This window comes from Streptosporangium sp. NBC_01639, from assembly GCF_045209755.1.
Lineage (GTDB): Bacteria > Actinomycetota > Actinomycetes > Streptosporangiales > Streptosporangiaceae > Streptosporangium.
This window is the reverse complement of sequence record NZ_CP109272.1, coordinates 5,384,449-5,408,736: the sequence shown is the minus strand read 5'-3', so window position 1 is coordinate 5,408,736 and position 24,288 is coordinate 5,384,449. Positions and strand designations below refer to the sequence as shown.

The 24,288-nt window shown below is 62.1% G+C and carries 18 protein-coding genes; 11 read left to right on the top strand and 7 right to left on the bottom strand.

What is annotated here, in order from left to right; genetic code table 11:
• The first annotated feature begins 33 nt into the window (after window positions 1-33).
• From OHA77_RS24770 to OHA77_RS24755, 4 genes are all read left to right on the top strand, one after another.
• The gene (locus OHA77_RS24770; protein WP_406311881.1) at window positions 34-2,829 is read left to right on the top strand and encodes a DUF1156 domain-containing protein; all 2,796 of its coding nucleotides are present in this window, start codon (window positions 34-36) and stop codon (window positions 2,827-2,829) included.
• A gap of 151 nt (window positions 2,830-2,980) precedes the next feature.
• Entirely contained in the window at window positions 2,981-6,433 is a 3,453-nt protein-coding gene (locus OHA77_RS24765; protein ID WP_406311880.1) for a Swt1 family HEPN domain-containing protein, read from the top strand.
• Between the two features lie 610 nt (window positions 6,434-7,043).
• Window positions 7,044-10,022, top strand: coding sequence for a hypothetical protein (locus OHA77_RS24760; protein WP_406311879.1), 2,979 nt, complete (start codon window positions 7,044-7,046; stop codon window positions 10,020-10,022).
• Between the two features lie 249 nt (window positions 10,023-10,271).
• Window positions 10,272-11,507 (top strand): IS701 family transposase, encoded by a 1,236-nt coding sequence (locus OHA77_RS24755; RefSeq protein WP_406311878.1) that lies wholly within the window; start codon window positions 10,272-10,274, stop codon window positions 11,505-11,507.
• A 148-nt stretch (window positions 11,508-11,655) separates the two neighbouring features.
• On the opposite strand, the gene OHA77_RS24750 is transcribed toward OHA77_RS24755, so the two are convergent.
• The 4 genes from OHA77_RS24750 to OHA77_RS24735 form a co-directional block, all read right to left on the bottom strand.
• Window positions 11,656-11,787, bottom strand: coding sequence for a hypothetical protein (locus tag OHA77_RS24750; RefSeq protein ID WP_406311877.1), 132 nt, complete (start codon window positions 11,785-11,787; stop codon window positions 11,656-11,658).
• Window positions 11,788-11,959: 172 nt separating this feature from the next.
• Window positions 11,960-14,623 carry a hypothetical protein gene (locus tag OHA77_RS24745; protein WP_406311876.1) on the bottom strand — a complete coding sequence of 888 codons (2,664 nt, stop codon included), beginning with the start codon at window positions 14,621-14,623 and terminating at the stop codon, window positions 11,960-11,962.
• Window positions 14,620-16,278 (bottom strand): hypothetical protein, encoded by a 1,659-nt coding sequence (locus tag OHA77_RS24740; RefSeq protein ID WP_406311875.1) that lies wholly within the window; start codon window positions 16,276-16,278, stop codon window positions 14,620-14,622. Before OHA77_RS24740 ends, OHA77_RS24745 begins: the two co-directional genes overlap by 4 nt.
• Window positions 16,279-16,789: 511 nt before the next feature.
• Window positions 16,790-17,617 carry a transposase family protein gene (locus tag OHA77_RS24735; RefSeq protein ID WP_406311874.1) on the bottom strand — a complete coding sequence of 276 codons (828 nt, stop codon included), beginning with the start codon at window positions 17,615-17,617 and terminating at the stop codon, window positions 16,790-16,792.
• Between the two features lie 754 nt (window positions 17,618-18,371).
• Here OHA77_RS24735 and OHA77_RS24730 point away from each other — a divergent pair.
• From OHA77_RS24730 to OHA77_RS24705, 6 genes are all read left to right on the top strand, one after another.
• The gene (locus tag OHA77_RS24730) at window positions 18,372-19,652 is read left to right on the top strand and encodes an MFS transporter (RefSeq protein WP_406311873.1); all 1,281 of its coding nucleotides are present in this window, start codon (window positions 18,372-18,374) and stop codon (window positions 19,650-19,652) included.
• A gap of 98 nt (window positions 19,653-19,750) precedes the next feature.
• Entirely contained in the window at window positions 19,751-20,275 is a 525-nt protein-coding gene (locus OHA77_RS24725; protein WP_406311872.1) for a hypothetical protein, read from the top strand.
• Window positions 20,276-20,308: 33 nt separating this feature from the next.
• On the top strand, window positions 20,309-20,614 hold the full coding sequence (locus OHA77_RS24720; protein WP_406311871.1) for a hypothetical protein: 306 nt from the start codon (window positions 20,309-20,311) through the stop codon (window positions 20,612-20,614).
• Between the two features lie 414 nt (window positions 20,615-21,028).
• Window positions 21,029-21,682: an HAD family hydrolase gene (locus OHA77_RS24715; protein WP_406311870.1), complete on the top strand. Its 654-nt coding sequence runs from the start codon at window positions 21,029-21,031 to the stop codon at window positions 21,680-21,682.
• A gap of 124 nt (window positions 21,683-21,806) precedes the next feature.
• Entirely contained in the window at window positions 21,807-22,076 is a 270-nt protein-coding gene (locus OHA77_RS24710; RefSeq protein ID WP_406311869.1) for a hypothetical protein, read from the top strand.
• A gap of 202 nt (window positions 22,077-22,278) precedes the next feature.
• The gene (locus OHA77_RS24705) at window positions 22,279-22,896 is read left to right on the top strand and encodes an SMI1/KNR4 family protein (protein ID WP_406311868.1); all 618 of its coding nucleotides are present in this window, start codon (window positions 22,279-22,281) and stop codon (window positions 22,894-22,896) included.
• A gap of 142 nt (window positions 22,897-23,038) precedes the next feature.
• On the opposite strand, the gene OHA77_RS24700 is transcribed toward OHA77_RS24705, so the two are convergent.
• Window positions 23,039-23,386, bottom strand: a complete 348-nt coding sequence (locus OHA77_RS24700; protein WP_406311867.1) for a VOC family protein — start codon at window positions 23,384-23,386, stop codon at window positions 23,039-23,041.
• A 208-nt stretch (window positions 23,387-23,594) separates the two neighbouring features.
• On the opposite strand from OHA77_RS24700, the gene OHA77_RS24695 reads away from it, so the two are divergent.
• Entirely contained in the window at window positions 23,595-23,768 is a 174-nt protein-coding gene (locus OHA77_RS24695; protein ID WP_406311866.1) for a hypothetical protein, read from the top strand.
• Window positions 23,769-23,773: 5 nt separating this feature from the next.
• On the opposite strand, the gene OHA77_RS24690 is transcribed toward OHA77_RS24695, so the two are convergent.
• Complete coding sequence (locus tag OHA77_RS24690; RefSeq protein ID WP_406311865.1) at window positions 23,774-23,950, bottom strand: hypothetical protein; 177 nt, start codon at window positions 23,948-23,950, stop codon at window positions 23,774-23,776.
• Complete coding sequence (locus OHA77_RS24685) at window positions 23,947-24,162, bottom strand: hypothetical protein (RefSeq protein ID WP_406311864.1); 216 nt, start codon at window positions 24,160-24,162, stop codon at window positions 23,947-23,949. The genes OHA77_RS24690 and OHA77_RS24685 overlap by 4 nt, the downstream gene beginning before the upstream one ends.
• Between the last annotated feature and the right edge of the window lie 126 nt (window positions 24,163-24,288).

Below are 24,288 nucleotides of genomic sequence, written 5' to 3'. Positions count from 1 at the left end.
CACCAGCACTTCTGCCGAAAGCCGAGCCCACGTATGCCCGCCACCCCCAAGCGCAAACTGATCGAGGTCTCCTTGCCACTGGAGATCATCAACAAGGAGTCCGCGCGGGAAAACTACATCTACAAGGGCAATCCGTCTGGCGTTCACAAGTGGTGGGCCCAACGTCCGTTGGCTACTTGCCGGGCAGTCCTTTTCGCACAGCTCGTTGATGATCCTTCTGCGCACCCCGACCAGTTCCGGACCGAGGAGGCACAGGAAACCGAACGACAGAGGCTATTCCGGCTGATCGAGCGGCTCGTGGTCTGGGAGAACGCCATGGATCAGACGCTGTTGCAGGAGGTATACCAGGAGATTCTCAAGTCCACCGGCGGAAATCCGCCTGCAATCCTGGACCCGTTTGCTGGCGGTGGCTCTATTCCTCTCGAAGCCCAGAGGTTGGGCCTGGAATCTCACGCTTCTGATCTCAACCCTGTAGCTGTTCTCATCAACAAGGCCTTGATTGAGATCCCTCCTAAGTGGGCGGGCCAGCCGCCAGTCTTCCCCGGCGCAGCCGAAGAGAAGATGGGCGAGTGGCCCAAGGCGACCGGACTCGCCGAAGATGTCTACCGGTACGGCCAGTGGATGCGTGACGAGGCAGAGAAAAAGATCGGAAAGCACTACCCGAAGGCCGTGTCGGATAACGGCAGCGAAGCCAACGCCATCGCCTGGATTTGGGCACGCACGGTGACCTGCCCTAATCCCGCTTGCGGCATCCGCATGCCGCTCACCAAGTCTTGGTGGCTCGGCAAGAAGAAGGGCAAGGAAGCATACGTTGTCCCCCTCGTCCAAAACGGACAAGTGTCTTTCAGCATTGGTCACGATGTCAAGAAGGCGCCCATCAAGGACAACGATGGAACCATCCGTCGGACCGGCGCCATCTGCATCGGCTGCGGCGATGTCGCACCCTTGACCTATGTACGAGCCGAGGGCAAGGCCCGCAGAATCGGCCAGCAGCTTATGGCCATCGCCGCTGAAGGCGACCACCGCCGCATTTACCTGCCACCCAGTATGGCGCACGAAGAAGCCGCGAAGGTCGAGCAGCCAGAGGATGCGCCCGACACCGAACTACCGGAGGCGGCTCTCGGTTTTCGTGTGCAGGGGTATGGTATGACCCACCACGCTGACCTGTTCACCAACCGTCAGCTCCTCGCGCTCACTACCTTCAGCGGTCTAGTCCGTGAGGCCCATGAGCAGGTGCGGAAGGACGCCTTCTTGGCAGGCCTCCCCCAAGGGAAGCCTCTGGAACAGGGCGGATCTGGTGCCGAAGCCTATGCGGATGCAATTGCAACCTACTTGGCTTTTGTAGTTAGTAAGTTTGCTGATTACAACTGTGCCCTAGCCGTATGGTATCCACAAGAAGATCGCCCCAAGAATCTATTTGCGCGGCAAGCGATCCCATTCGTATGGGATTTTCCCGAAATTGCAATATTTGCAGAACTCGGTGGATCATGGAATGGCTGCCTTCGAGTCATGCGTGATTCCATAAAGGGAATTCCCGCCGCTGGCAAACCAGCGACGGTCCGCCAAGCGAATGCCTCTACGCGCACATACGGCAGGGGCATCGTTATTAGCACGGATCCGCCCTACTATGACAATATAGGGTATGCGGATCTTTCGGATTTCTTCTATGTTTGGCTGAGATCTTCTCTTCGAGACATATATCCGGATATTCTTGGCATGATGCTTACCCCAAAAGCAGAAGAACTGGTGGCCGAACAGTTCCGCCATGGTGGAAAAAAAGAAGCGGAAACGTTCTTCGAGAACGGCTTCGAGGAAGTCTTCTCACGGATTCGCAGTGGATATATCGACGACTTCCCGATTAGCGTTTTCTATGCTTTTAAGCAAAGCGAATCGGACGCTGAGGGTAGCGCTTCCACTGGCTGGGAGACGCTGCTGACAGGGATGCTCCGCTCTGGTTGGATGGTCACCGGCACATGGCCGATCAGAACAGAGAGATCGGGGCGAACCCGCCACATCGACAGCAATGCACTTGCCTCGTCAATCGTCCTGGCGTGTCGTCCCCGCCCGGAAGATGCGGGAACAATTAGTCGGAAGGCCTTCCTGGATCTGCTGAGGGAAGAGCTACCGGTTTCACTCAATGAGTTGCAGCAAGGGGCCATCGCACCCGTGGACCTCGCGCAGGCGGCGATTGGGCCAGGCATGGCCGCATTCTCCCGGTACGCGGCGGTCATCGAGGCGGACGGCACGCCGATGACGGTCCGTAGCGCACTTAAGCTGATCAACCAGATCTTGGACGAGGTGCTCTCAGAGCAGGAGAATGACTTCGACGCGGAGACTCGGTTCTGCGTGAAGTGGTTCATGCTGTACGGCTGGAACGACGCAGACTCGGGCACCGCCGACACTTTGTCGCGCGCCATGAATACCACAACAACCGCGGTTGAACGCGGTGGAGTGTTCCGGGCCCGGGCAGGTCGCGCGCGGCTGTTGCCCTTTGAGGAGCTGTCTGGTGACTGGGATCCAGTGGCCGACGATCGGATCAGCCTGTGGGAGGTCGTGCTCCGGATGGCGAAGACCTTGGCCGAGGTGGGCGGTACAGAAACGGCACGGCTGATGGCCGCTGCGCGGCAGCGAGTGGATCTGGACACAGCGCAGGAACTGGCCTATCTCCTGTTCAGCCTCTGCGAGAAGCGAGGGCTGACTCAGGACGCGATCCTGTTCAATGGGCTCGGCCAATCCTGGTTCGACCTCAACTCCACCTCTCTTAAGCTCGCGGCCACGATGCCCAAGCCGGTGCAAGGCCAGTTCGACTTCACCGAGCTGAGTGGCTAATTCAGGCGGAGCGACCTGTGGAAACCCTGTGGGGGAGGCTGGCGACTCCCCTGCGGAAGAGTCGACGTTCTCATATACGTGAGATACGTCACTTTCAAGGGATTTCTTCTGGGACCATTGGGATAGATGCGGACGAAGGCGAGGGGTAGCGTTGGCTCCGACCAGCAACAAGGCGAGAGTGCAGCAAGGGTTCGACCTGTTGGCGGAGGCTCTGGAGCCTTTCATTGATGAGGTGATGTCTGCCGCCGCCCAACCGCCTGGCGCTGACTGGATGAAGCTCCTCGAAGCACAGGACGCGGCGGAGTTCGGTACCAACCACGTCTACGCCAAGAACGACCCCCAGGTGCAGCTCCACATGATCACTGAAGAGTGGCGGGCCGGATTCAAGGACCGACTCTCCCGCGCCGACCAGTCCATCGCCTCCCTGCTTCGGGACCAGCGCAACCGGCTCGCGCATAACCAAGCCTTCAGCGCCGAGGACACCACCCATGTGCTCGATCTGATCGAACGCCTGCTGACTGCGGTCAACGACGTCGAGCGTGCGGCAGTCGTGCGGAAACTGCGTCGAGACCACGACCGCGCACAGTACGAGGCCGAGACCCGTAAGGCGGTCAAGGACACCCACGCCTTCCCTGGCGTTGCCGCGGAGCTGGCTGGGCGCACGCTCAAGCCCTGGCGGCAGGTGATCCAGCCACATGAAGACGTACGCACCGGCAAGTTCGTCATGGCCAAGTTCGCGGCCGACCTCTATGAGGTGGCGGAGGGCACGGGGGATGACGACTACTCCAATCCCATCGCCTTCTTTCAGCGCACCTACCTCACCGTGGGCTTGAAGGACTTGCTGATCAACGCCGCCAAGCGGTTCGCCGGCGATTCGAGCGCGGAACCGGTCATCAACCTGCAGACCAACTTCGGTGGCGGTAAGACCCACTCGATGCTCGCCCTCCACCACCTGGCTTCGGGCCACCCCCTGGCCGACTTCCCGCAGGAAGTTCAGGACCTGCTGAGCGAGATCGAGCTCCCCCCGCAGCCGATCAAGCGGGTCGCTCTGGTCGGAACCGAGATCAGCGCGAAGACGGGCGTCAGCTACCACGATGAGCAGGGCTCTGTACGAGTCCGGACCTTGTGGGGTCAGCTCGCCTGGCAGCTTGGCGGCCGGGCCGCCTATGAGCAGGTGCGGCTCGACGACGAGGCGGGTACCAATCCCGGTGCCAAGCTGCGTGAGCTGATCAGCGAGCACGCGCCCTGCCTAATCCTGATCGACGAGTGGGTTGCCTACGCGCGGGAACTGTTCGCCAAGGACGATCTCGACGGTGGAACGTTCGAGACGCAGTTCGGGTTCGCACAGGCGCTGACGGCCGCTGTAAAGAGCGTCCCCGGCGCGATCCTGGTCATCTCGATCCCGGCCTCGGAGGACCTGGCACACAAGGAGATCGAGGAAGACGATCAGGGGGTTAACGACACCGAGGTCGGAGGCCTGCATGGCCGACAGGCGCTGATCCGGCTCCAGCGGATCGTTGGTCGCACAGATTACAATTGGCAACCCGCCTCGTCCGACGAGACCTTCGAGATCGTGCGGCGCCGCCTCTTCGAGGAGCCGGACGCACAAAGCCGGGCCGATATCTCGGTGATCGCCCGCGCCTTTGTGGATTATTACCGCGCCAACGGTGGAGAGTTCCCTCGTGACTGTTCCGAAGTGGCCTACGAGAGGCGAATCTCCGCCTGCTATCCGATTCACCCAGAACTGTTCGACCGGCTCTACAAGGACTGGTCCGCCTTGGACCGGTTCCAGCTCACCCGTGGCGTACTGCGCGTGATGAGCAGGGTGGTGCACGCCCTGTGGAGCAAACCCAACGACGCTGACCCACTGATCATGCCGGGCTCGCTGCCGCTCGATGTGGCCAGCGTGTCTGCCGAAATTACGGGCTATCTCGGCGATCCCTCCTGGCGAATGATCGTCAAGACGGATGTCGACGGCGACACCTCGGTACCGGTGCAGATCGATGAGATGCGGAGCACCTTCGGTGGCCGGTCCCTTACCAGGCGGCTCGCCCGGACCATCTTCTTTGGGTCTGCGCCTTCAGCGCCGGCGGAGCGGACACGGGGAATCGAGCGCCAGTACGTGTGGCTCGGCACCGCCGTACCGGGTGACACTCTGGGAAACTTCGGATCCGCGCTGGATCTACTGGCTCAGCGCGCAACCTACTTCTACCCCGAGTCGGGTAGTTACCGCTACAACACTGCGCCTTCCATCACCAAGAAGGCACAGGACCACGCCGAACGACTGCGCAACGAACCCGAAGTGGTCTGGGAGGAGCTAGTCAAGCGGCTTAAGGTCCAGGAAGCGACCCCCAGCCCGATCAGGTTGCAAGCCGCGCCCCTCGACAGCAACGCCGTACCCGACTATGAAGAGGTCCGGCTGATCCTGCTGCATCCGCGGTACGCGCACGGCCAACGCGAGTCCGACTCGGCGGCTCAGCAGTTCGTCGCGGAGTGCCTCAGGCAGCGTGGCTCCGCTCAGCGAGTCAACGTCAACCAACTGCTGTTTCTGGCCCCAGACAAGAAGCGGCTGGCGGAGCTGGATGACGCGGTCCGGTATTACCTAGCTTGGAAGGACGTGGTGGCCAGGAAGGGGCCTGAGGAGCTGAACCTCAACCCCCAGCAGGCGAACATGGCCGAGGCCCAGTGCAAGGACTTTAACCACATCGTGGACCTGCGGGTCTCCGCCGCGTACATCTGGGTGCTGTATCCCAAGCAGCAGGAGGCCAACCGGCCGTACAAGGTGGACGCGTCCACCAAGGCCGAGGGCAGCGAGCCGAATCTGGGCAAACGAGTGTACGAGGTGCTGCGCCGCAAGGACGAGCTCCTGGACCAGGGCCGGTACGGTTCCTATCCCGTTCGGATGCACCTGGATGGTCCGCTGCGGACAGTCTGGGAGAAGGGGCACGTTGAGACCAGGACTCTCTGGGACTTCTACCGCAAGTACCCCTACCTCGATCGACTGCGCGATCGCTCAGTCCTGGAGGCCGCCTTGCAGTCTGCGATGGACCAGGTCTTGTGGGAAACTCAGGCGTTCGCGCTGGCCGACGGGTATGACGAGGCGTCCAGGCTCTATGTCGGCCTGGCGATCCCTCCGGGGGACACGTTCGGGATTCCCACGGACAGCACCCTGATTGTCCGGCCGGATGTCGCTGAGAAGCAGCGCCGCCGTGAACGGGAACTCGCAGACCTTGAGCGAGATCGGGATCGGGCGACGCCGGAGAACGAGACCGGCGATACCCCCTCGGGGGAGTCTTCGGGAACCTCCGGTGACAAGCAGGATGGCGCCGAGGAACAGCCCGAACCAGAGCCGGAAGTGAAGGTAGTACAGAACTATCGCTTCTTCGGAAAGTTCCCCGTGGACCCGTCGCGAGCCAGCCGTGACTTTGGGAAGGTCGCGCAGGAGGTGTTGCAGCATCTCCAGTCTCTACCAGGCGCGGCCTTGACCATCAAGGTAGAAATTGAGGCTACCCACCCCGAGGGCTACCCCGACGACAAAGTCCGCACGGTAACCGAGAATGCCCGCACTCTGAAGTTCGAGGACTACGGCTTCGAGAACGAGTGACGCGCATCCTATGAGGTGCCACAACCTCGCCAACGGAGGTGGAGGCAGTCCCACCACATGGGCGGTGACGATGACAAGGTTCGGGCGTTGGAAGCCTTTTGGCGGAGCCCGGTCCTGACCAGTACAAGGAAATGAAAAATCGCATGCTCAAAGACCGGGCAATCCCCTGAACTGCGGAGACATTGTTATGCGGCGATGGCCTCGCCTGGTCTGGCCATGGTGGCTGCTCAGCCAGTCAAGATTCGTTGTTCGTAGTCGATCGGGAATAACCCGTCGGAGCAGCGGGCCGGCTGTTAGCCAGTTTGTCCTGCCTGGTCAGCTACCGAGGTTTCCTGTGCTTCGCGGGTGACCAGGCAGAGGGGGCCATCTGTGCCGCCACCGCGTCTCAGGAGACAACGCATGATCCCAACAAACGCCCAGCGTCGGAAAAGATGGTGAGAAATATCTCAAAAATGCCACTTGCGCGACTATTCGCCCAGAATGGGCGATTAAGGCATTTAAGCTAGACAACACACCTGTTGCATGACAAATATTGACAAAGGTCGACTCGTCGAGGCCCTGTTGGACCCTTATTCGGGGAAGGCTGTCCCGAATCATTTATGCTGTCTATATGAGTTATGAAGAGCGGCTAGACGACGAGCTTGAACCCGACGTTCTCACTTTGGATTTGCCTTCTCGGTCGCTAGCGAGTCAATCTTTCCACCCCTGGTTCGGGATCCGCTCCCATGCTCACGCCACAGCTGCAGTAGCATTCACCCTCACCTCTGCCGAAGATCAGGATGCCGTCCTACGTACTGCGATCACGCAGCATGATCAAAATGCAGTGCGTGAAGCGCTGCTCACTAACTTGAGCAAGTCAAGGTCCGGCACACCCCACGTTGTGGCTCTTTGTGGCGGAGTGGGAACGGCGGCCGCTACAGCATCGGCACTTGGGTGTACCTCAACTAACGTCGAGGAACATGTCGTACCACACCTCATGTGTCGTTTGCTCTACATGAATTCGCTAACTGTAGATGCATCAGCATTAGAAGCTCGGCGCTGGGCCGAAGACGGTCAACGCCAAAGGGCGCATCGGGTGAGCGGAAGCGGATGGCGCGGACTTAGCGTAGAGCTGCGCGCTGCCGTTGAGAAAATCATCGCGTCTATTGAGACGAAGCTGGAATGGAAAACTCAAGACAATTTAGTTGTGAAGGTGTGGGCTCGATGCTGGTCATGTACTTCGTGCGGATTGTCTATTCCCCTCCTTTCGCAGCCAATACTATCTCACTCTTCGTTAAACCCGAGTAGGCGCGATTCGAAGACAGTCGTACAGCTGCACGTCGCCGGGGAGGATTGTCGTATAGTTATCACAACAGGTGAAGACGACACTGATGCCAAGCCCAACGTTCGCCGCAACGAACTCCTATGCCCGCGATGCGCGGCAACAACGCCATTAGTGCGCCTTGCCTACGCGAATACGCTGTTCCCCCTGGCTGAGGGACGCAGCCAGCTTGACAGCACTCTGCTTTCCTGGTCTAACACGCCAGCAGAGACTCCAGCTGCAATGGGGAAGACGGAAACCAGCGGGACCACAGAAATTTCAAAGGTAAAGATAGAGCAAAAATCGCCTTATGAAACAATTCTCGACCCTGATGCCGTGTGGTGCGAGGTCGCCGGTAAAGAGATTACTTCCGCAGAAGCGCTGTTGCCTTCTCAGCGCAAATATATATCAGCCGCTCTCACAGCCATAGCAGAACTAGAGCAGCAACTCGCTGATCGTCATCTAAGCCGCTCGCAAAAAGAAACTGTCATCATAGGTGTTTCACTGCTTTTAACTTCACATGTTCTAAAAGTAAGCACCATGGCGACCTGGGAACCTCGGCGGGGGGTCGTTACATCACCACTCAATCGAGCCATTTGGTCTGTTCCTGCGATGTTCCCAGAGGCTGGCCCATCTCTTATTCGGCGATGGTGGTTAAGCGGACTCGAGCAGATGATAAAGCAACTAGGACCAGCGTCTATACAGTTAAGCAATCCAGTTGATTGCAGGTTGGCAGACCCCTCGTCTACAGGCTTACCATCAGAGTGTGCAGATGCTGTCATATGGGATCCACCATACTATGACAGCACCAACCATATCGCATTAGCGCGGCCTTGGAATTTGACGCTCTCTGCCACACCAATCGCCGTACTAGCAAGTCCTATTTTATCTTCCAGAGGAGATTCTGCAGATAGCACATCAGTCGGTGGGTCACGGTTCAATAATGACCGTTATGTTGCTACGCTAAAGTCTCAGGCTGATGAGGCTCGTCGCTTGTTGCATCCCCTCGGAAAGATCGGCGTATTTTGGTATGCCCGTAACTCCAATGACTTACAAGACTTCCTCAACATAATTGCTGGTTCTGGACTTGAGCTGCAACGAGTAGTAAAGCTCAACGATCGGAATCATGAAAATGACATAAGATATCAAGAAGGCGGTAACGCCGCCGTCACCCACCTGCTGCTACTGCGACCCGTTCATGCAACTGCACGTGGCTCTCGCTCACAGGTCGATGCGGGGCGTGTGCTCGAACTGGCTGACGTGGGAGCACCATCACTTTATGAGGGTCTGGCGCGGCTGCTGTTTGGGCAGTGGGATGCAGGGGAGATATCTCGGCATCTACAACCGCTAACGAAAAAGACATCTTTGTCGGCCGTCGCAGACTACGTCGCTTCGCATCCGAGGCCAGAAGATCTTCTGCTAGAACTCGGCCGGCCTGCATTGCTGCGCATGCTCCAAGAGCTAGGAGATGATGAAGTAGCCATTAAAAGCGCAGATAGCCGTATGGTTCCACATGCCATTCTGCGGCTATTGGGGTTTAGCATTTACCAACCAGCCATGTTTACCATCTCCGGAGCGCTTCATGAAGGCCGAGCAGCTGTTTCCCGTCTAAAACTTAGCCAAGACCTCGAACAGGCGGCAGGGTCTTTCTCGATCATCACAACCGAGGTCGAACGGATCTTAAGGTACGCGTCAGTTACGTGGGCGAAAGCAGCCTACGGAGAGGATTGGGAGAAGCTCATTGCTGCCGTAGTCAAGGTTTCATCGAGTAAGGAGTACCGCAACCTGAACAGCATGTCTTTCGGAGATTGGAAATCCGCGTTTTGCGCGATACCAGGCTGGTTACGCGATGAGTCGCATTGCGATGGGATCTTTGTCGCAATTGCTGAAGCTATAAAAAGAGAGAAATCCACTCGGGAGCTCAGTGATCTAGTTCGCATTCGGAATAGCGTTGGTCATGGCCACGCCAGTCTACTGACACTTCCAACACCAGAAATCGTCGATCAAATGAATGCCGTTTCCATGCGAGCATTAAAGGCACTAGGAGCACTAAACGAAGCCCGTGCCTTACCAATGACTCTTCAACCGGAAGAAGAGCGTCGAGACAGGTATGGCCGTAGATCACTGAGATTGATTGATGTCGACCGTTCTGCGATTGAGATATTCGTTTCTATGGAAACTGATATGTCTCAGCCGATTGTCTACGTACCTTCCGGCATCGGCCTGCGCAGCGCCACTCCGATCCTTATGACGACGCAGGATATTGAGACTGCAGCCGGAATTGTCTAGTTTTCCAGGTCATCGATCTGCATGTACACCAATCGGAAACATCCCTTTCCAAGCAATGGACGGTGAGCCGCTGTGCGGTTTTTGCCGTCGAAGGCGTAGCAGCCCTCTCACAGGTGCGGGACATGCACGGGATGATCATGTAAGCGCTGTGGACAACAAAGAGTGTTCTCGCAGTTCAACCTAGTAGGACTTTGTTAGTTCGAGATTGTTTGGCATCATTCTCGGGTGACTCCGGCTGAGTTGGCTGATATGCGCGGTCGTCTTGAGGATTTCGCGGGCGAGGTGTTCACCTCGTTTGCCCGGCGTGAGCAGCGCTCCAACGGCGGGCTGTACCTGCGGGGGCTGATGCTGGACGGCCGGCGCAAGTCGATGGTGCCGATGGCCGAGCGACTGCAGGTGGATCACCAACGGCTGCAGCAGTTCATCACCTCCTCAACCTGGGATTATGTCGCGGTGCGGCGGCGCCTGGCGCAGCGGGCGATCACGGTGGTGGCGCCCGAGGCGTGGGTGCTGGACGACACCGGGCACGTCAAGGACGGCGACGCCTCACCAGCAGTGGCCCGGCAATACACCGGGACGGCGGGCAAGGTGACCAACTGCCAGGTCGCGGTCAGCGTGCACGCGGTCACCGACACCTGCTCAGCGGCACTGGACTGGCGGCTGTTTTTACCCGAGCAATGGGACGACGCGCTGAGCGGCGACCAGACCGAGGCCGAGCAGGTCGCGGCCCGGCGCCGACGGTGTGCCATCCCCGACCGGGTGCGTCACCGCACCAAGTGGCAGCTCGCCCTGGACATGCTCGATGAGCTGGCCACCTGGGGTCAGGTGCCGCCGCTGGTGGTGGCCGATGCCGGGTATGGGGACGTGACCGCGCTGCGGCTGGGCCTCACCGAGCGCGCCGTGGCCTACGTGGTCGCGGTCAAGGGCGCGACCAGCGCCTATGCCGCCGGCGTGGTGCCGCAAACCGTGCCGTATTCGGGCAACGGGCGCCGCCCGGTGGCCAAATACCGCACCAAACCCTCCAGCCTGCGCGAGCTGGCCCTGGCCGCCGGACGCGCCGGCCTGCACCGGATCACCTGGCGCCACGGCAGCAAACACACCATGGGCAACCCGACCGCGAAAATGCGCTCCCGCTTCCTCGCACTACGGGTCCGGCCCGCCAACCACGACATCCCCCGCCACGATGACGGGCACCTGCCCGAGTGCTGGCTGCTGGCCGAATGGCCACCGGGTGAGAGCGAGCCCACCGACTACTGGCTGTCCACCCTGCCCGCCGACATCCGGCTGCGGGACCTGGTCCGGCTGGCCAAGATCCGCTGGCGGATCGAGCACGACTACCGCGAACTCAAAACTGGGCTGGGCCTGACCCACTTTGAGGGCCGCTCTTTCACCGGCTGGCATCGTCACGTCACCCTGGTCAGCGCCGCCCACCTGTTCCTCACCGAACTGCGGTTGACCAGCCCAAAAGCGGCTGGGGCGGCCTGACCCTCTACAAGATCCTCCACCAGCTCCAGGTGTTACTGGCCACCTGGACAGGCCGATGCCCCACCTGTCATCAGCGACCACCATGACGAACTAACAAAGTCCTACTAGGTAAGCCAAGAGTAGAGCCACCGCTCTCCTACAGCGGGTGTCACACGTGGCCGCGGAATTTGATGGCCCGGTCGTCGAAGTCGTCACGAAGGTAGCCGAGATCGGCGGGCCTGAGGCGGATCTGGGGGCGTTCATCTATCCACCAGATCTCGAAGTTGGTCACCGTTGTCACGGAGGAGACGCCACGGCGCCAGTCCTCGACCCTACATGTCAATGGCTTGGGCCCAGCGATAAGGTCGAGGTTCGCTCTAACGTCAATCCTCTCGACCGCGGTCCATGGCCGTTAGCGAACAACCCACTTCTCGACGGTACGCTCGCGTTCGTTCGTCTCGGTCTCGACGGAGCTATGCGAACAGGTCTGCCAGCACACCGACGGCCATGTTGATTTGATCGAGGAAATGGTCGCTGACTGGTTCTGTTGACTCAATGAATCGCTGGCCACGGCCGGGAAGAACAGCGATTTTCTTACCGTCGATGATGGAGAGCCGCCAACTACCGTCGGTGGCGTAGACCACGATGCCGCGGCAGCGCCGGTATTGGCGCGTCGCGGCGAGAAGGCGCGGTAGTCGTGGGTCGAAGAGTGGATCCGTGATGCCCTGCACGTCGAGGCGGACCTCGATGGCCGCGGCGCCGGGTGGCGCTTTGAGGGTGAGGTCTTCGAGGGTCAGTTCCGCCGCTGTGCGGGTGCACCAGAGGTCGTCATCGATGTACGTGGCGGCGTCCACGAGCTGTTGATTGATTTCGGTGCAAGTGACGATATGTCCGGTGATGGTGCTGAGGTACCTGGCGGTTTCGTCCGTCGGGTCGAGCAGGTCGTGGTTGAGCGCGGCGATGATGAGCGGTTGCGCTTGCACTATTCGTTCCCGGTGGGCAGGACCTGGGCGTACGGTCAGCCAACTCAATGCCGCAGCTGCTTCCGGGAGCCACGCGGGTAACCGTCGTTGGGCATTCGCTCGGGTATTTTGATCGACTTGGTTCAGCCAGCCGGCGTGGATACCATCTCCCGCGAATACGCCGAGCCATTGCAGCCACAGGTCATCGAGGTCGTCCTCGGTCAACGCAACGTGGTCGGGGGTCCGGGCGGCGGCGAGGTTGAGCTTGGCCAAGGCGCCGACGATCATTGTGAAGTTGCCGGCCGGTGCGAGGGGTTCAACCCACACCAGACGTGGGTCGGTTTGCGCGTCGGCCCAGCGCCGCAGGAGGTTGCGGGCGCGTACCCGAACGCGGGCGGCGAGTTGCCACCGCCGTGGCTTCGCATCCTCCTCTGCTTCTCGTTTCCCATCCTCGGCGTCGATGGGCTCATCGAGGAGCCGCTCGAGAAGTGAATGCCCAGTTCGTCCGGTGGCGGCTTCGGATGGAGTCCGAGCACGCAGCGCATCGAGCAGTTCGATGATTGGTTCACTGCCGTCGAGGGTGTCACTCCACATTCGGCCGTATCGGCTAGCGCGTGGGTCACGTCCGAGTTGCTCGCGTTCGAGGCGTCCCCACAGGTCGTCGCCGCTCTGCTCGGTCTCCTCGTCGGCGGCAAGACTACCGGCTGAGGCGGGCGTCACCTTCTCGCTGACCTCCATCACCAGGTTGCGGTGCAACCAGGCCAGCACCTGGCCGAGTGGGGTGTCGAGGTCACCGGCGGTAAGGCCGTCCGGCAGGTCGTTGCCGGGTCGTGCCGTGTCGGTGAGCGCGGCTGAAAGGGCGCTTGTGTTGTCCACGACGACCTGATTGGACAGGATCGAACCGTCGGCATCGATCAAGCGGACGAGTCGCCCAGCCAGCGGACCGGCGGTAACGGCCTTGCCGGTGGGATCGAGGGTGAGCGGTTGTCGCTGAGTCAGGTCATCAAGCAGCCAATCGGGCTCGGCGGTTGGTTCGCTGGCCACCCTCACCCGTCCGCTGTCCTCGGCGGCTGCGGAGATCAGACGTACAGCAGGCGCTGCCTGTTCTGGTTCGGGCCGGAACGACCATGATTTGAGTTGATCGAGGTCGACGCCAATGGCTGTGGTCTCTGGTGGCGTGAAAATCGCTCGGATCTCGTCGGCGGTGAGCTTGGTGAGAACGGCGACCTCGACGTTGCCGCCCCGTCCCACGGTGCGGGTCAACGCGGCTCGGGACAGGTTCGCTGATCCGGACAGGAGCCATCCCTGGGAACCAGCGATGGCCCCGACGAGTTTGGCGTGCACGAACTCGTCCGGTTGGTACATGAGTACGTCGGCGGTGGTACCGCCGACGTACAGCTGATCCTTGAGCCGGTCGCCGTTGACGCTGGTGTCGCTTGTCAGGAATATCCGAACGTGGCGAGGGCGCAGGTCGGCAAGCAGGCGCCCGACAGCCTCTGCATCATCGTCGTAATACGGCGCGCTGAGCAGCAGCTCGTCGATACCCGACGGTGCCTGTTCGGCGAGGATCGTCTTGAGCTGGGCAGCGAGGGAGGTGTCCAGGTTGTGGAGCATGGGTGATGCGACTGCTGGCGTACCGGCCGGCTTGGTCGCGAGCCGCGCCTCGAGATCGAGCAGTCGTTGGGCAAGGACCGTGTCGTCGACGAGACCGACAACGCGGCGCACCCACGTTCGCCAAGAAGCGATGGCGGCGTCGCCGATGGGCGTTCCGGATCGGAAGCTGGTGAACACCTCCCGGCCCCGGTCGAGCCCGGTCATCGACAGGTTTCCCGAGCCGACCAGCAACGTCACCCTGGTCCCGGCCACCGCAAGGTATGTCTTGGGATGGAACGCCTGACCACTCGGCCGTACGCCGCGGAGCAGCCAGCGCCGGTTCACAGCGGCGAGGGCGTCGACGGCGTCAGCGGGCAGGCGGTCAAGGCTGGCGGTAAGCCTGCGGTGGTCCGCCAGGACGACAACGTTAAGTGGAGGTTCTCCCAGCCGCGGCAGCAGAAACTCGTTGAATAACGAAAGGTCCACGCTATACGTCGTGGCCCACAACGCCGACGCGGCGCCGGTGAACAGTTCGTCGACCGGATGGCTTCGTTCTACCGAAGGGGCAACCGGGTCGGTCATCGAAGCACCTCGTTAACGAAGGCGATACCCCGATCGGTCAGCGTCGACTGCTCTGGTTCGTCACCTTCCCATAGGCCAAGGTCCCAGGTAAGCCAGCGCAACGCATCCGCGCGGATCGCGGCGAGCGGGAACCGCTCGATGCCATGGTCATAGAACCGCAGTAGCCCTTCCTCCCAGCGGAAACGGAAGGTGAAGTCAGGCAGCTTGGAGTAGGCGATGCGTTCATGCACCGGGATGATGAATCGCGACACGAGCCACCACAGCGTCTCACCGATGGACGGTTGACGGTCGAGATGCTCGCGCGCCCCAGTCAGAACCTCGGATATCGACGGTTGCCACACCGATCTCACTCCGGACGCCTTGACCCAGCCTGGGTCGGCGCGGCCGTTCGTACGGCGGGCGAGTTCGAGCAGCACCACGACGGCGGAGGTGGCGGTGTCGAGTCCAGCGGTCAGCCGCCGCAGCGTGTCTAGCGACGCCGCGGCAACGTTCACGCCCTCGCCGTCCCGGTCAGTCACAATCAACGACGCGGCATCGAGCGCAGCGGCAACTTCAGCCGTTGAGTAGCCGACAGCCCACGCGGGTGGACCTTCAACCATGTTCGAGGCCACTTCGCGTACCTCGGCGTGGGTGAGCCCCCGACCGACCTCGCGGCTGCGGGTCAACCCGGCGCGACAGAACTGCGACCATACCGAACAGATAAGTTCCTGCCAGACGTCCTTGGCGATCAGCGCCGCCCATTGACCGGCGACGAGAGCGTGCCCTTCGCTACGCGACTGGGGATATGACCATAACGCGTCCCGATATGCCCTGCCGGACCACGGCACGTTCGGATCGGTGGCTACGAGATTGAGGTAATGCCCTACGCTCCGCCGTCGCTGTACGGCACCGGCATCCGGCGTGGCGCCGGCGCTTGGTTCCGCCTTGGCGCTGTCGGGGGCGGCAGGTGGATCGCTGGCGAAGATGGCGTCGTGCACAGCGTTACGCTCGCCCGGTCGCTCACGAAGCCGGCACAGGCAAGCGACCGCAGCGTATTCGTCAACCACCGCCGCTGGTAGCGGGTCGCTGGTCCACATGGCGCGCTGGTAGTACTCGGTGGTTTCGACAGCGCTCCGAAATTCCGCCGCAAGTCGTTGGGCCCGTTCGGTATCGCGCAGGACGTCAATCGGGATTGGTTGTTCGCCGAGCATCGTCCCGGCTCGCGCTACGACCCCCAATTCGGTCATCGGTGAGCGGTAGTACAGGCCGTAACCGCCGAAGCCGCTCTCGACGGATTCCCCGCGAGCGAAGGGCCCCGAACGCCGTGCGAGGTCGCTCAGCCTTCGCGCGCCTACCGGGCTCGAGCCACAGTCGTTCGGGCAGCGCTGCACTGCCAGGCCGAGATCCCACTCGCGACGAAGGATGAACATCGACAGCGACTTGTTGTCCGCCGGTAGGCGTCTGCGTCTGTACTCATCCAGCAGGAAGGCGTGGAACGCGAAGTACCGCGCCCGTCGCGACAGTTCCAAGATTCCCGGCAAGAGCAGCGGCATCAGGCGATCCTGGGTCGTCGTCTGCAAGCCGAGCGGGTCGCGACCTTCACTCTCACGTAGGGACGGCGCGATCCAGCGAGGCGTTGGCGCCTGGTCCGCGATAGCTTCGGACGCTGCCGTCATGTCCTCACTCCGGGCACTCCTCAGGTGACTCGTTCGTGGAGAACACCATGCTTGCTGTGCGTGAGCGAACTCGATCGAACGGATTCGCCACAGGACCCTGCTCGCTTTCGTTCGCCGTTCTGACACCTTATGACCAGGTATAGCCGTGACCCTCGACGACACACAGGGCTTTGTTAACGCCACCGAGCCTCGCAGGAGACGCTGTGCAGATACAGCAATCGTACGATCTAGCAAGAAGATCAGGTTCAGAATGGAATGTTCGACCGTCAGATGAAGCTGCAGCACACCCCGACCACTTATTTCGCAGCCTAAGTTCGACCTCAATAAACGCGGGACATCTGTGGGATGATCATGAAATTCGCTCGGTCGATCTAGCGTTTTCAGGCAGGTCAGAGCAGCTGAACGGGCGGAATGAAGCGCGCTCTCCTAAAGCGGGTGTCGCATGTTCGAATCATGCCGGGGGCACTCTTCTGACCAGCGAAAACACCCAGTGAGGTGATCTCAGCGACTTTCATGTCAGGTAGCCGTGTTCGAAATGGGTGAGAACGAGCGCGGCTTTGATGATGTCGCCGATTCTGCTGGGGCTGGCGGTGATGCGCTGGAGGGTGCGCCAGCGTTGGGTGAGCAGGGCGAAGCCGCGTTCTCCCAGGCAGCGCAGGGCGCGCAGGAGCGCGTTGCGGGTACGGGTGTCGAGGTCGAGGGGTCGGCCGTCGGAGGGTTGTTTGACCGGGGTGAAGATGCCGATGCCGGCGCCGTCGTAGCCGGAATCGGCCAGGGTGGGCAGGCCGTCGGCGGCGGCTTTGTACAGCGCTCCCAGGACGTGTGCGCGGGCGGCGGTCAGGTCGTGCACCGATCCGGGTTCGACGGCCGAGACCCACAGCGGCAGGCCGCAGGGCGCGGACAGCGCCTGGATGTTGCCGCCGTGGTGGCGGGCCTTTCCGGAGTACCACAGGTCGATGGGTTCGCCTTTGACGCTGATGGTCTTCTCGGCGCAGCGGTCGGTGGCGATGACGGTGCCGTCCAGGATCAGATGGGTGAGGCCCTCATCGACGGCGCGCCGCAAGGCCTGGTGCAGGTCGGGCGCCTGATCGGCCAGGACCTCGATGACCTCGTCGATGTAGCGGTAGGCGGTCGCGCGGGAGACGCCGTGGTCACGGCCGAGGGCGCCCCGGTCGGTGCGGTCGCGAAACCAGCGCAACCCCATCACCGCCTGCTCAAAGCAGGTCAGCGCCCGAGAACCCGCGCGGGTGCCCAGTCGGCGGCGCTCGGCCGCCAGGAGCAGGGAGAGGTGGCAAACCAGCTCCCGAGGGACGTCGAGCGTGGCACGATAGGTGATCACGTGGGGCTTTCTGGACTGAAGACGGCTTGTGGTGAGACCTCTTCTACCGAAAGCTCCACGCCTATTTCAGGGGCATCGCGATCCATCCCGATTCATGTCTGCCGACGTCGCTTTGAAGGCATCGAATCGCAACTGCCCCTATTGATCTTGCTGAGATCACCTCAGTGGCCTGGGCATTCGCTTTTCGCTCCTCGAAGGTCGCAAGCAGCTCGATGCCACTGCAGGCAGCTGATGTCAGAGATCACGGAGCATGCACGTGATGATCTTGATGGCGTTTACCCAGGTCGGGCCGGGAAGTCGAAGAGTGCGCAAGCTGTTCACCCCCTCTCATTGGTACTGCATCCGCCCTAGAACCCAGCCGCCGATAGACGGTCAGGATTCAGACATCGTTGACATAGCTGGCTGATCACGTCCAACGGACGGGCTACGCCGATCACGGTGGATGCGACGGGGTCGATACCGCCGAACTCGCCGACAGAGGCTTCTCCCCATGGGGGATCTCTCAGGCGCCTGACACGCCGCTGGACATTACATCGAGACCCAATTTCACCCTCCTGCGCTACTTCGCCCTCGGCGATACCACTCACTCCGCCTATAAAGCCCAGGGAAGCGTAGTTCGCTTCTACAGCATCTGGCAGAACAGGTGGACACAGACGGGCCGATGACCGCCAGGCACCGGCCACGATCGTGGCCGCGTTCAGCAGATCTTCCCGGCGGTTTGCGATGCTAGGACGATCATGGAAATGATATTCGGATGACCTCCCCCGGCTCATTACGATCGCGGCGGTTCCTGATCTTCAGCCTCGCCGCCGCCGCTCTCACCGCCTCCTTTATGCTCACCGAGCCGACCCTGCCGCGAAGTGGACCGGAGCCGCGGATAGACCGTCTTGACGTGATCACCCTCAACGAAGCCGCAGGGGCTCTCGTGTCCATCCTGTTGGGACTGCCACTCGGGGTGCTAATTGACCGGGTGCGGCGCCGCCGATCGATCATGGTGATGATGGCCCTGTTGGGAGCGGTGGCGGTGGCTTCTGTCACGGTGGCCGACGGTCTAGGCGCGACCAGCAGGCCGCACATCATCGCGGTAATGACAGTGATGACCGCCCTGGCAGTGGTGGCACCGGCCATCCAGGACGCCTACCTGCCGTCCTTGGTCGGGCGTGAGCGCCTGGTTCCGGCGAACGCCTTGCTGTCGGTATTGCCGCAGATCCTCCTTCTTTCTCTGATGCCGGTGCTGTCCTTACTGGATGAGGACGCATTCGCGTTTCTGGTCGTCGTCGGCGTGGCGATGGCCGTGGCGGCGTTGCTGTTTCGCAGCGTCGACGCTGCCGAGGAGCCACCGCCGCCCAGAGTGGGCCTGTGTCGGGAGATGGCGGAGGGGATCCGCTTTACTGTGAAGCACCCGGTGCTGCGAGCGATCATCCTGTACCTGGTCGTGTCGGCACTGCTCGCAGAACTCGTCGACGAGGCGACGGACGAGGCATTGAGCATGGCGTTGGACTCGGCGGCGACAGAGGCACCACTGGAGTTCTACCAGTGGTCGGTCATGGTGCCGCTCTACGGCGCGCCTTTGCTGGGGGCGCTGCTGGCCGTGCTGCTCTGCCGAAGGTTCGGCGCCTTCCGGCTGGCCTGGTCGGCCGTGCTGGTGAGCCAGCCGTTCACCCTGCTGCTCGCACTGTCCGGCACGGACCAAGGGGGGCTTTGGTACGCAGTCGGAAGATTCGTCCCGTTGACTGGAACGATCGTCGTCGCCATCGCCCTGCTCAGCCACCGTCAGGCGATCACGCCCGACCGGTTGCTCGGCCGGGTGGGCGGCTTGTTGTTCGTACTCACCGGCCTGGCTGGCAGCCTGGGAGACCTACTGGAAACACCCGCCGAATGGCTCGCCGGGATCGGCGGCTCCACACCCGCGCCGCTGACCCTGCTCCCCGGCCTGGCCTTGGCCACCGTGGCCACGCTCGCCGCCGTCGTCCCACTGCTGAGAGCCCGACACCTTGCGACCGGCCCCGTCTCGGAGACCACGGCCGCACAATGACAACTCCGGCCCTTCAGCATGAGCGAGAAAGGATGAAAAACCTGTAGGAAATCCTCACAGAATGATCTTTCAGGGCATCGCGACGGTACGGTGTGCCGATGGGGGACATCTACGAACTCGTGCTGTCGGTGGACGTTCGTGCCGACGTCACCGACGAGGAGCTCGCCGAGTTGCGGTGGCATGTGGGGCAAGGGCCACGTCCTGAGCGGCTGCCGATCGGTACTGACAGATATGTGGAAACCTATCCACTCGGTGACCCCGACGACCCCGATTGCGAGTGGGAAGACGCGGAGGCGGAGCCCGTGTTTGCGCAGCGAGGCGCTGCTCGGCGCGTGGGGGGCGCGCTCGTCGCCGAGTTGGTCGCGCGAGAGCGATCGGACGGCTGGGCACTGACGGTACGCCAAGAACTCCATCCCGACGATTTCTACCGGCTCCGGACACTGCTGGACTGGCTCGGCCGGTGCTCGGTCGACGCACCTACCAGCGGTGTCGAATCCTTCGTCGGCTACCTGCGCTTCCACGAGAGCGCTGAGATCACACCCCTTGTTCTCCTGAACGGGCGGATTCGCGTGCCGAAGGACATCGAATCGCATACCCCGCACTGGGAGGACGCCACGTTGTAACCGGTTCGGCCCGTGACACGTCGGAGGAGACAAGTGATCAAGAAGGATCCGCTGAGATTCGGGCCCGGACGAGCATGGTGCTACTGGCTGATGTTCGTTCTGAGCGTCGCTTTGGTGCTCACAGCCGGAGTCCATCTGGCCAACCGCGACGACCTGGAGAAGACGGGTCGACCGGTCACCACGCCAGCCGGAAAAGACGACACGTCGAACGCGACGATCATCGACAAAGACCAGCGCATCGAGGTTGACGAGAACAGCCCGTTTTGGCCGTTCATCGAGGAGCTTCGAAGCGCCTCCCCTCGAAGCGATTCCACGGCTACGGATTCCAGGCAGGAGTGATCGGGCCGACTGCGAGCGACTGCCGGCCCCGGAGAGGTTATGGAATGATCATGTTCCGAGTGATTGTTGATCGAGAGATTTTCCCAGGTCAGAGCAGGTACCTTGCCGGATGAGTGATCGCTCTCATAAAGCGGGTGTCGCAGGTTCGAATCACGCCCGGGGCACTCTTCTGACCAGCAATCACGCCCTTGACCTGGGTGTTCGCTTCCGTCCTCCTTCCGGTCCTACGCAGCCGTGTGCCACCGCGGGCAGCCGTATGTCAGCGGCTGTGGGATGTGCATGGGATGGATCTTGGAGTGTTTCCGCAGGTCACCTCTCCTCTGAGTGGGCCGTAGTCACCGATCCCACAGCACCGGCCGGCGGCCGGGGCACGGGCCTGCAGGGCGAAGTCGGCTCCGCCTAGGATCGGGCATCGTGCAGCGATTGGCGCTTTTCGACTTGGACAACACCCTCATCGACCTGGACGCCGCCTTCCTGCTGTGGGCTCATGAGTTCGCGGAAGAGCATCGACTCAGCCGGAAGGCCGTCGACCACCTGGTCAAGCTGGACCGCAACGGCCTGCCCCACCGCGAGCTGTTCTTCACCAAGGTGCGCGAGCGGTTCAAGCTGTCCGCTTCGGCAACGGAGCTGTGGGCCGCGTACCGCCGGCGGATGCCGCACCTTGTCGAGTGTCGTCCCGAGGTCATCGCCGCACTGACAGAGCTACGCGCGTCCGGATGGCGGGTCGGGATCGTCACCAACGGGACAGCGGACAACCAGCTCGGCAAGATCCAGCGGACGGGCCTGGCCGATGCCGTCGACGGCTACGCACTCTCGGGCGTCGAGGGCATCCGCAAGCCCGACGTCGGCCTGTTCGAGATCGCCGCCAAGCGGTGCGGCACGGATCTCACCGGCGGGGGCTGGATGGTCGGCGACCACCCCGTCGCGGACATCGGCGGAGGGCACGCGGCCGGCCTGCACACGATCTGGATCAACCGCGGCAGCCGGCCCGATCATGAGTACTCCCCGGATCACACGGTCACCGATGTCATCCACGCCATGGACATCTTGCGCAACACCGGTGAATGACTTTTCAGCCAGACACCGGACACTCGGTGGAATACAGAAAGGCTCTGCCATGAGCAGTGACTTCCCAGAGGGGCGGCTTGCCCCTGCCGGGTTCGGCCACGGGTGCCGAAAGGTTGCGGTGGCCATGGTGAGCACGGGAATCTCCATCCTCGCGCTGTTCATGACGCTCATCAGCTTCCTGCCGACCAACTACGACTGGGATCCGGAGATGCCGGCCTTCAGCGATCCGGACAGGGTTTTCTTTGCCTTCTACTCCTCGGGGATCAGTCTGTTCCTCGCCACAGTCGTGCTTGTGATCCTGCGGAAGCACAAGTCGGCCCGGATCGCCTACCTCGTTTTCGCAGTGCTGAACGGGTACCGGTTCATCGAGGTCGCGCCGCACTTCCAGGGATGATTCCTTCCCTACGAAAGCCTCGGTCCGGGTGAGAGCCCAGACGAGCCTCCCTGATGAGCCGACCGGCTCGACGAGACGGGCCAGCGCACGGAACCGGCCGCCCTCACCACGACCTCAGCCATTGAGGCTCGCTACCCGGCAGGAGCCGGCCTGCCGTACATCAGCTGAATCCTCTTGATCACATTGCCGTACGGTATGACCCATGAGCGTCGTCCAGGTCCCCGGCAGCATGCGCTATCCCTGGCTCGGCCTGCTGCGGCACGTGGGGCCGATAGCCATTGAGCGTGTGTACGGGGATGACCCCGAACACCTGGCGGCTGAAGCTCGCGCTCAAAACTGGTTGGGCTCACCTGGGATCACCGAGTCCGAGCTCGTGCAGCACGAGCAGCGTCTCGGTGTCCGCCTGCCGCCGAGTTACCGGGAATTCCTCCAGGTCACCAACGGCTGGGACGAGGACGGTATCGCCTGCGGCCAGTTGCTGCCGCTTGCCGGGATCGGCTGGCTTCGTGACCTCGACCCGCATCTGGCCGACATGTGGTCGTCCCCGGCGGACGAGAAGCTCCTGAGCGTGCCCGATGAGGACTACTTCGTCTACGGGGAAGATCAGGACACGGTCCATTTTCGAGGAGAGTACGTACCGGACACCCTCCAGATCGGCGAATACGATGCCGGTACGTACCTCCTCAACCCTCATATCAAGACCTCGGACGGTGAGTGGGAGGCCTGGTATATCGCACCCTGGCTGCCCAGGGCCGAACGCTGCCGCTCCTTCTGGGATCTCATGAACAGCCGGTTGCGGGAGTACGCAGAGGCTCCATAGGGGTGACGCGGTCCGGCTCCGCCGTACGAAGAGGTCGGGACGCCGACGATGGACCGGTCGCCGCGAGTGCGGATCGGTCACCATCTGACCGGCCGGGCGGTGCCCCACATCGGCTGCTACCGCTGTCACCGAACCTCTGCGGTCAGCGGTGTCCCAGGACGTTGACCACGCGGCCGTTCGGGTCGCGGACGAAGAACCGGCGGACGCCCCACTCCTCGTCCTGCAACGGATGCACGATCTCGGCACCGCCGGCACACATGGCCGCATAGGCGGCGTCCACGTCATCCACCTCGATGCTCATGTCCGGGGTGATGGGTGCCGTCTTGTCACCGGTCATGATGCTGATCTGCGCCGTGGGAGCGGACGGGGAGGCGAGGGTCACGATCCAGCCGTGGTTCATGACCTCCTCCAAGCCCAGCATGCCGTAGAACTTCGAGCTTTCTTCCAGGGCTTCAGAGTGGATGTTGGGGACGATCCGACGGGCGGACATCGGCGGCTCCTGCAGCAGACGAGGGACGTGAGGCTGATCCTTCTCCTCAGGATGGCGCATATGTTCCGGAATCAGATACCGAGGGGAGTGCTGATCCTCAAGCGCTGATCCTCAAGCGCTGGCCACCGCGAGGACCAGCTGATCGGCCGGATCGGGAACCACGACCTGTGCCTGTTGACGCAGCCCGGCGAGGAAGCCGGCGGCCGGGATGCTCCGGGCCGAAGAGCCGGTGGTCGGCCGGCAGGGTAAGGGCGTCTTCGTCCGCGACGACGCCGCCCCGGTCCCGCCGGCCTCTGATGAGCTCACCGAGATCCGCACCGCGCTGCGGGACCTGTCGGAGCGGCTCGCCCGGGTCGAGTCGATGTTGGCCGACCGCGAGTAGCGTGGTCATCCCCGGGCGTGGCAGCCGGTGACCTTTCGGGCCAGTCCCGCCGTGCGGCTCGGGGGAACATCGGCCAGGCGCATCCGCCGGTCCTCCTGGCGCATCCCGACCAGGACGAGCAGGTAGCCGACGAGTACGGTCGCACCGAGCACGAGGCCGATGATCAGCGGGATCGCGGTCACGTCCAGCTCACCCCCGACTCGGCGAAGCAGAGCGGACAGTCGGCCGGCCACCGGCTCGCCCCGCGTTGCTCGGTGACCCTGCGCCCGACCTCGTGCCGCCGCATCCAGTGCTCCCGCGCCCAGCACGTGCGGCAGAGGAGGTGTCCCTCCTCGAACGCCGCGCCGCACGCGCAGGCGGGAGTCTCGTCGAGCACCCGAAAGTCGTTGATCACTGTCGTCTCTCCTCTCGGTCGTTTGCCGGTGCTGGCTTGCGATACCGAGAGTGCGCCGATCAAAGGGGACGAGATCACTACAGGACGGGACATGTTCAGGACGTCCGGTCTACGATTGCCACGTCC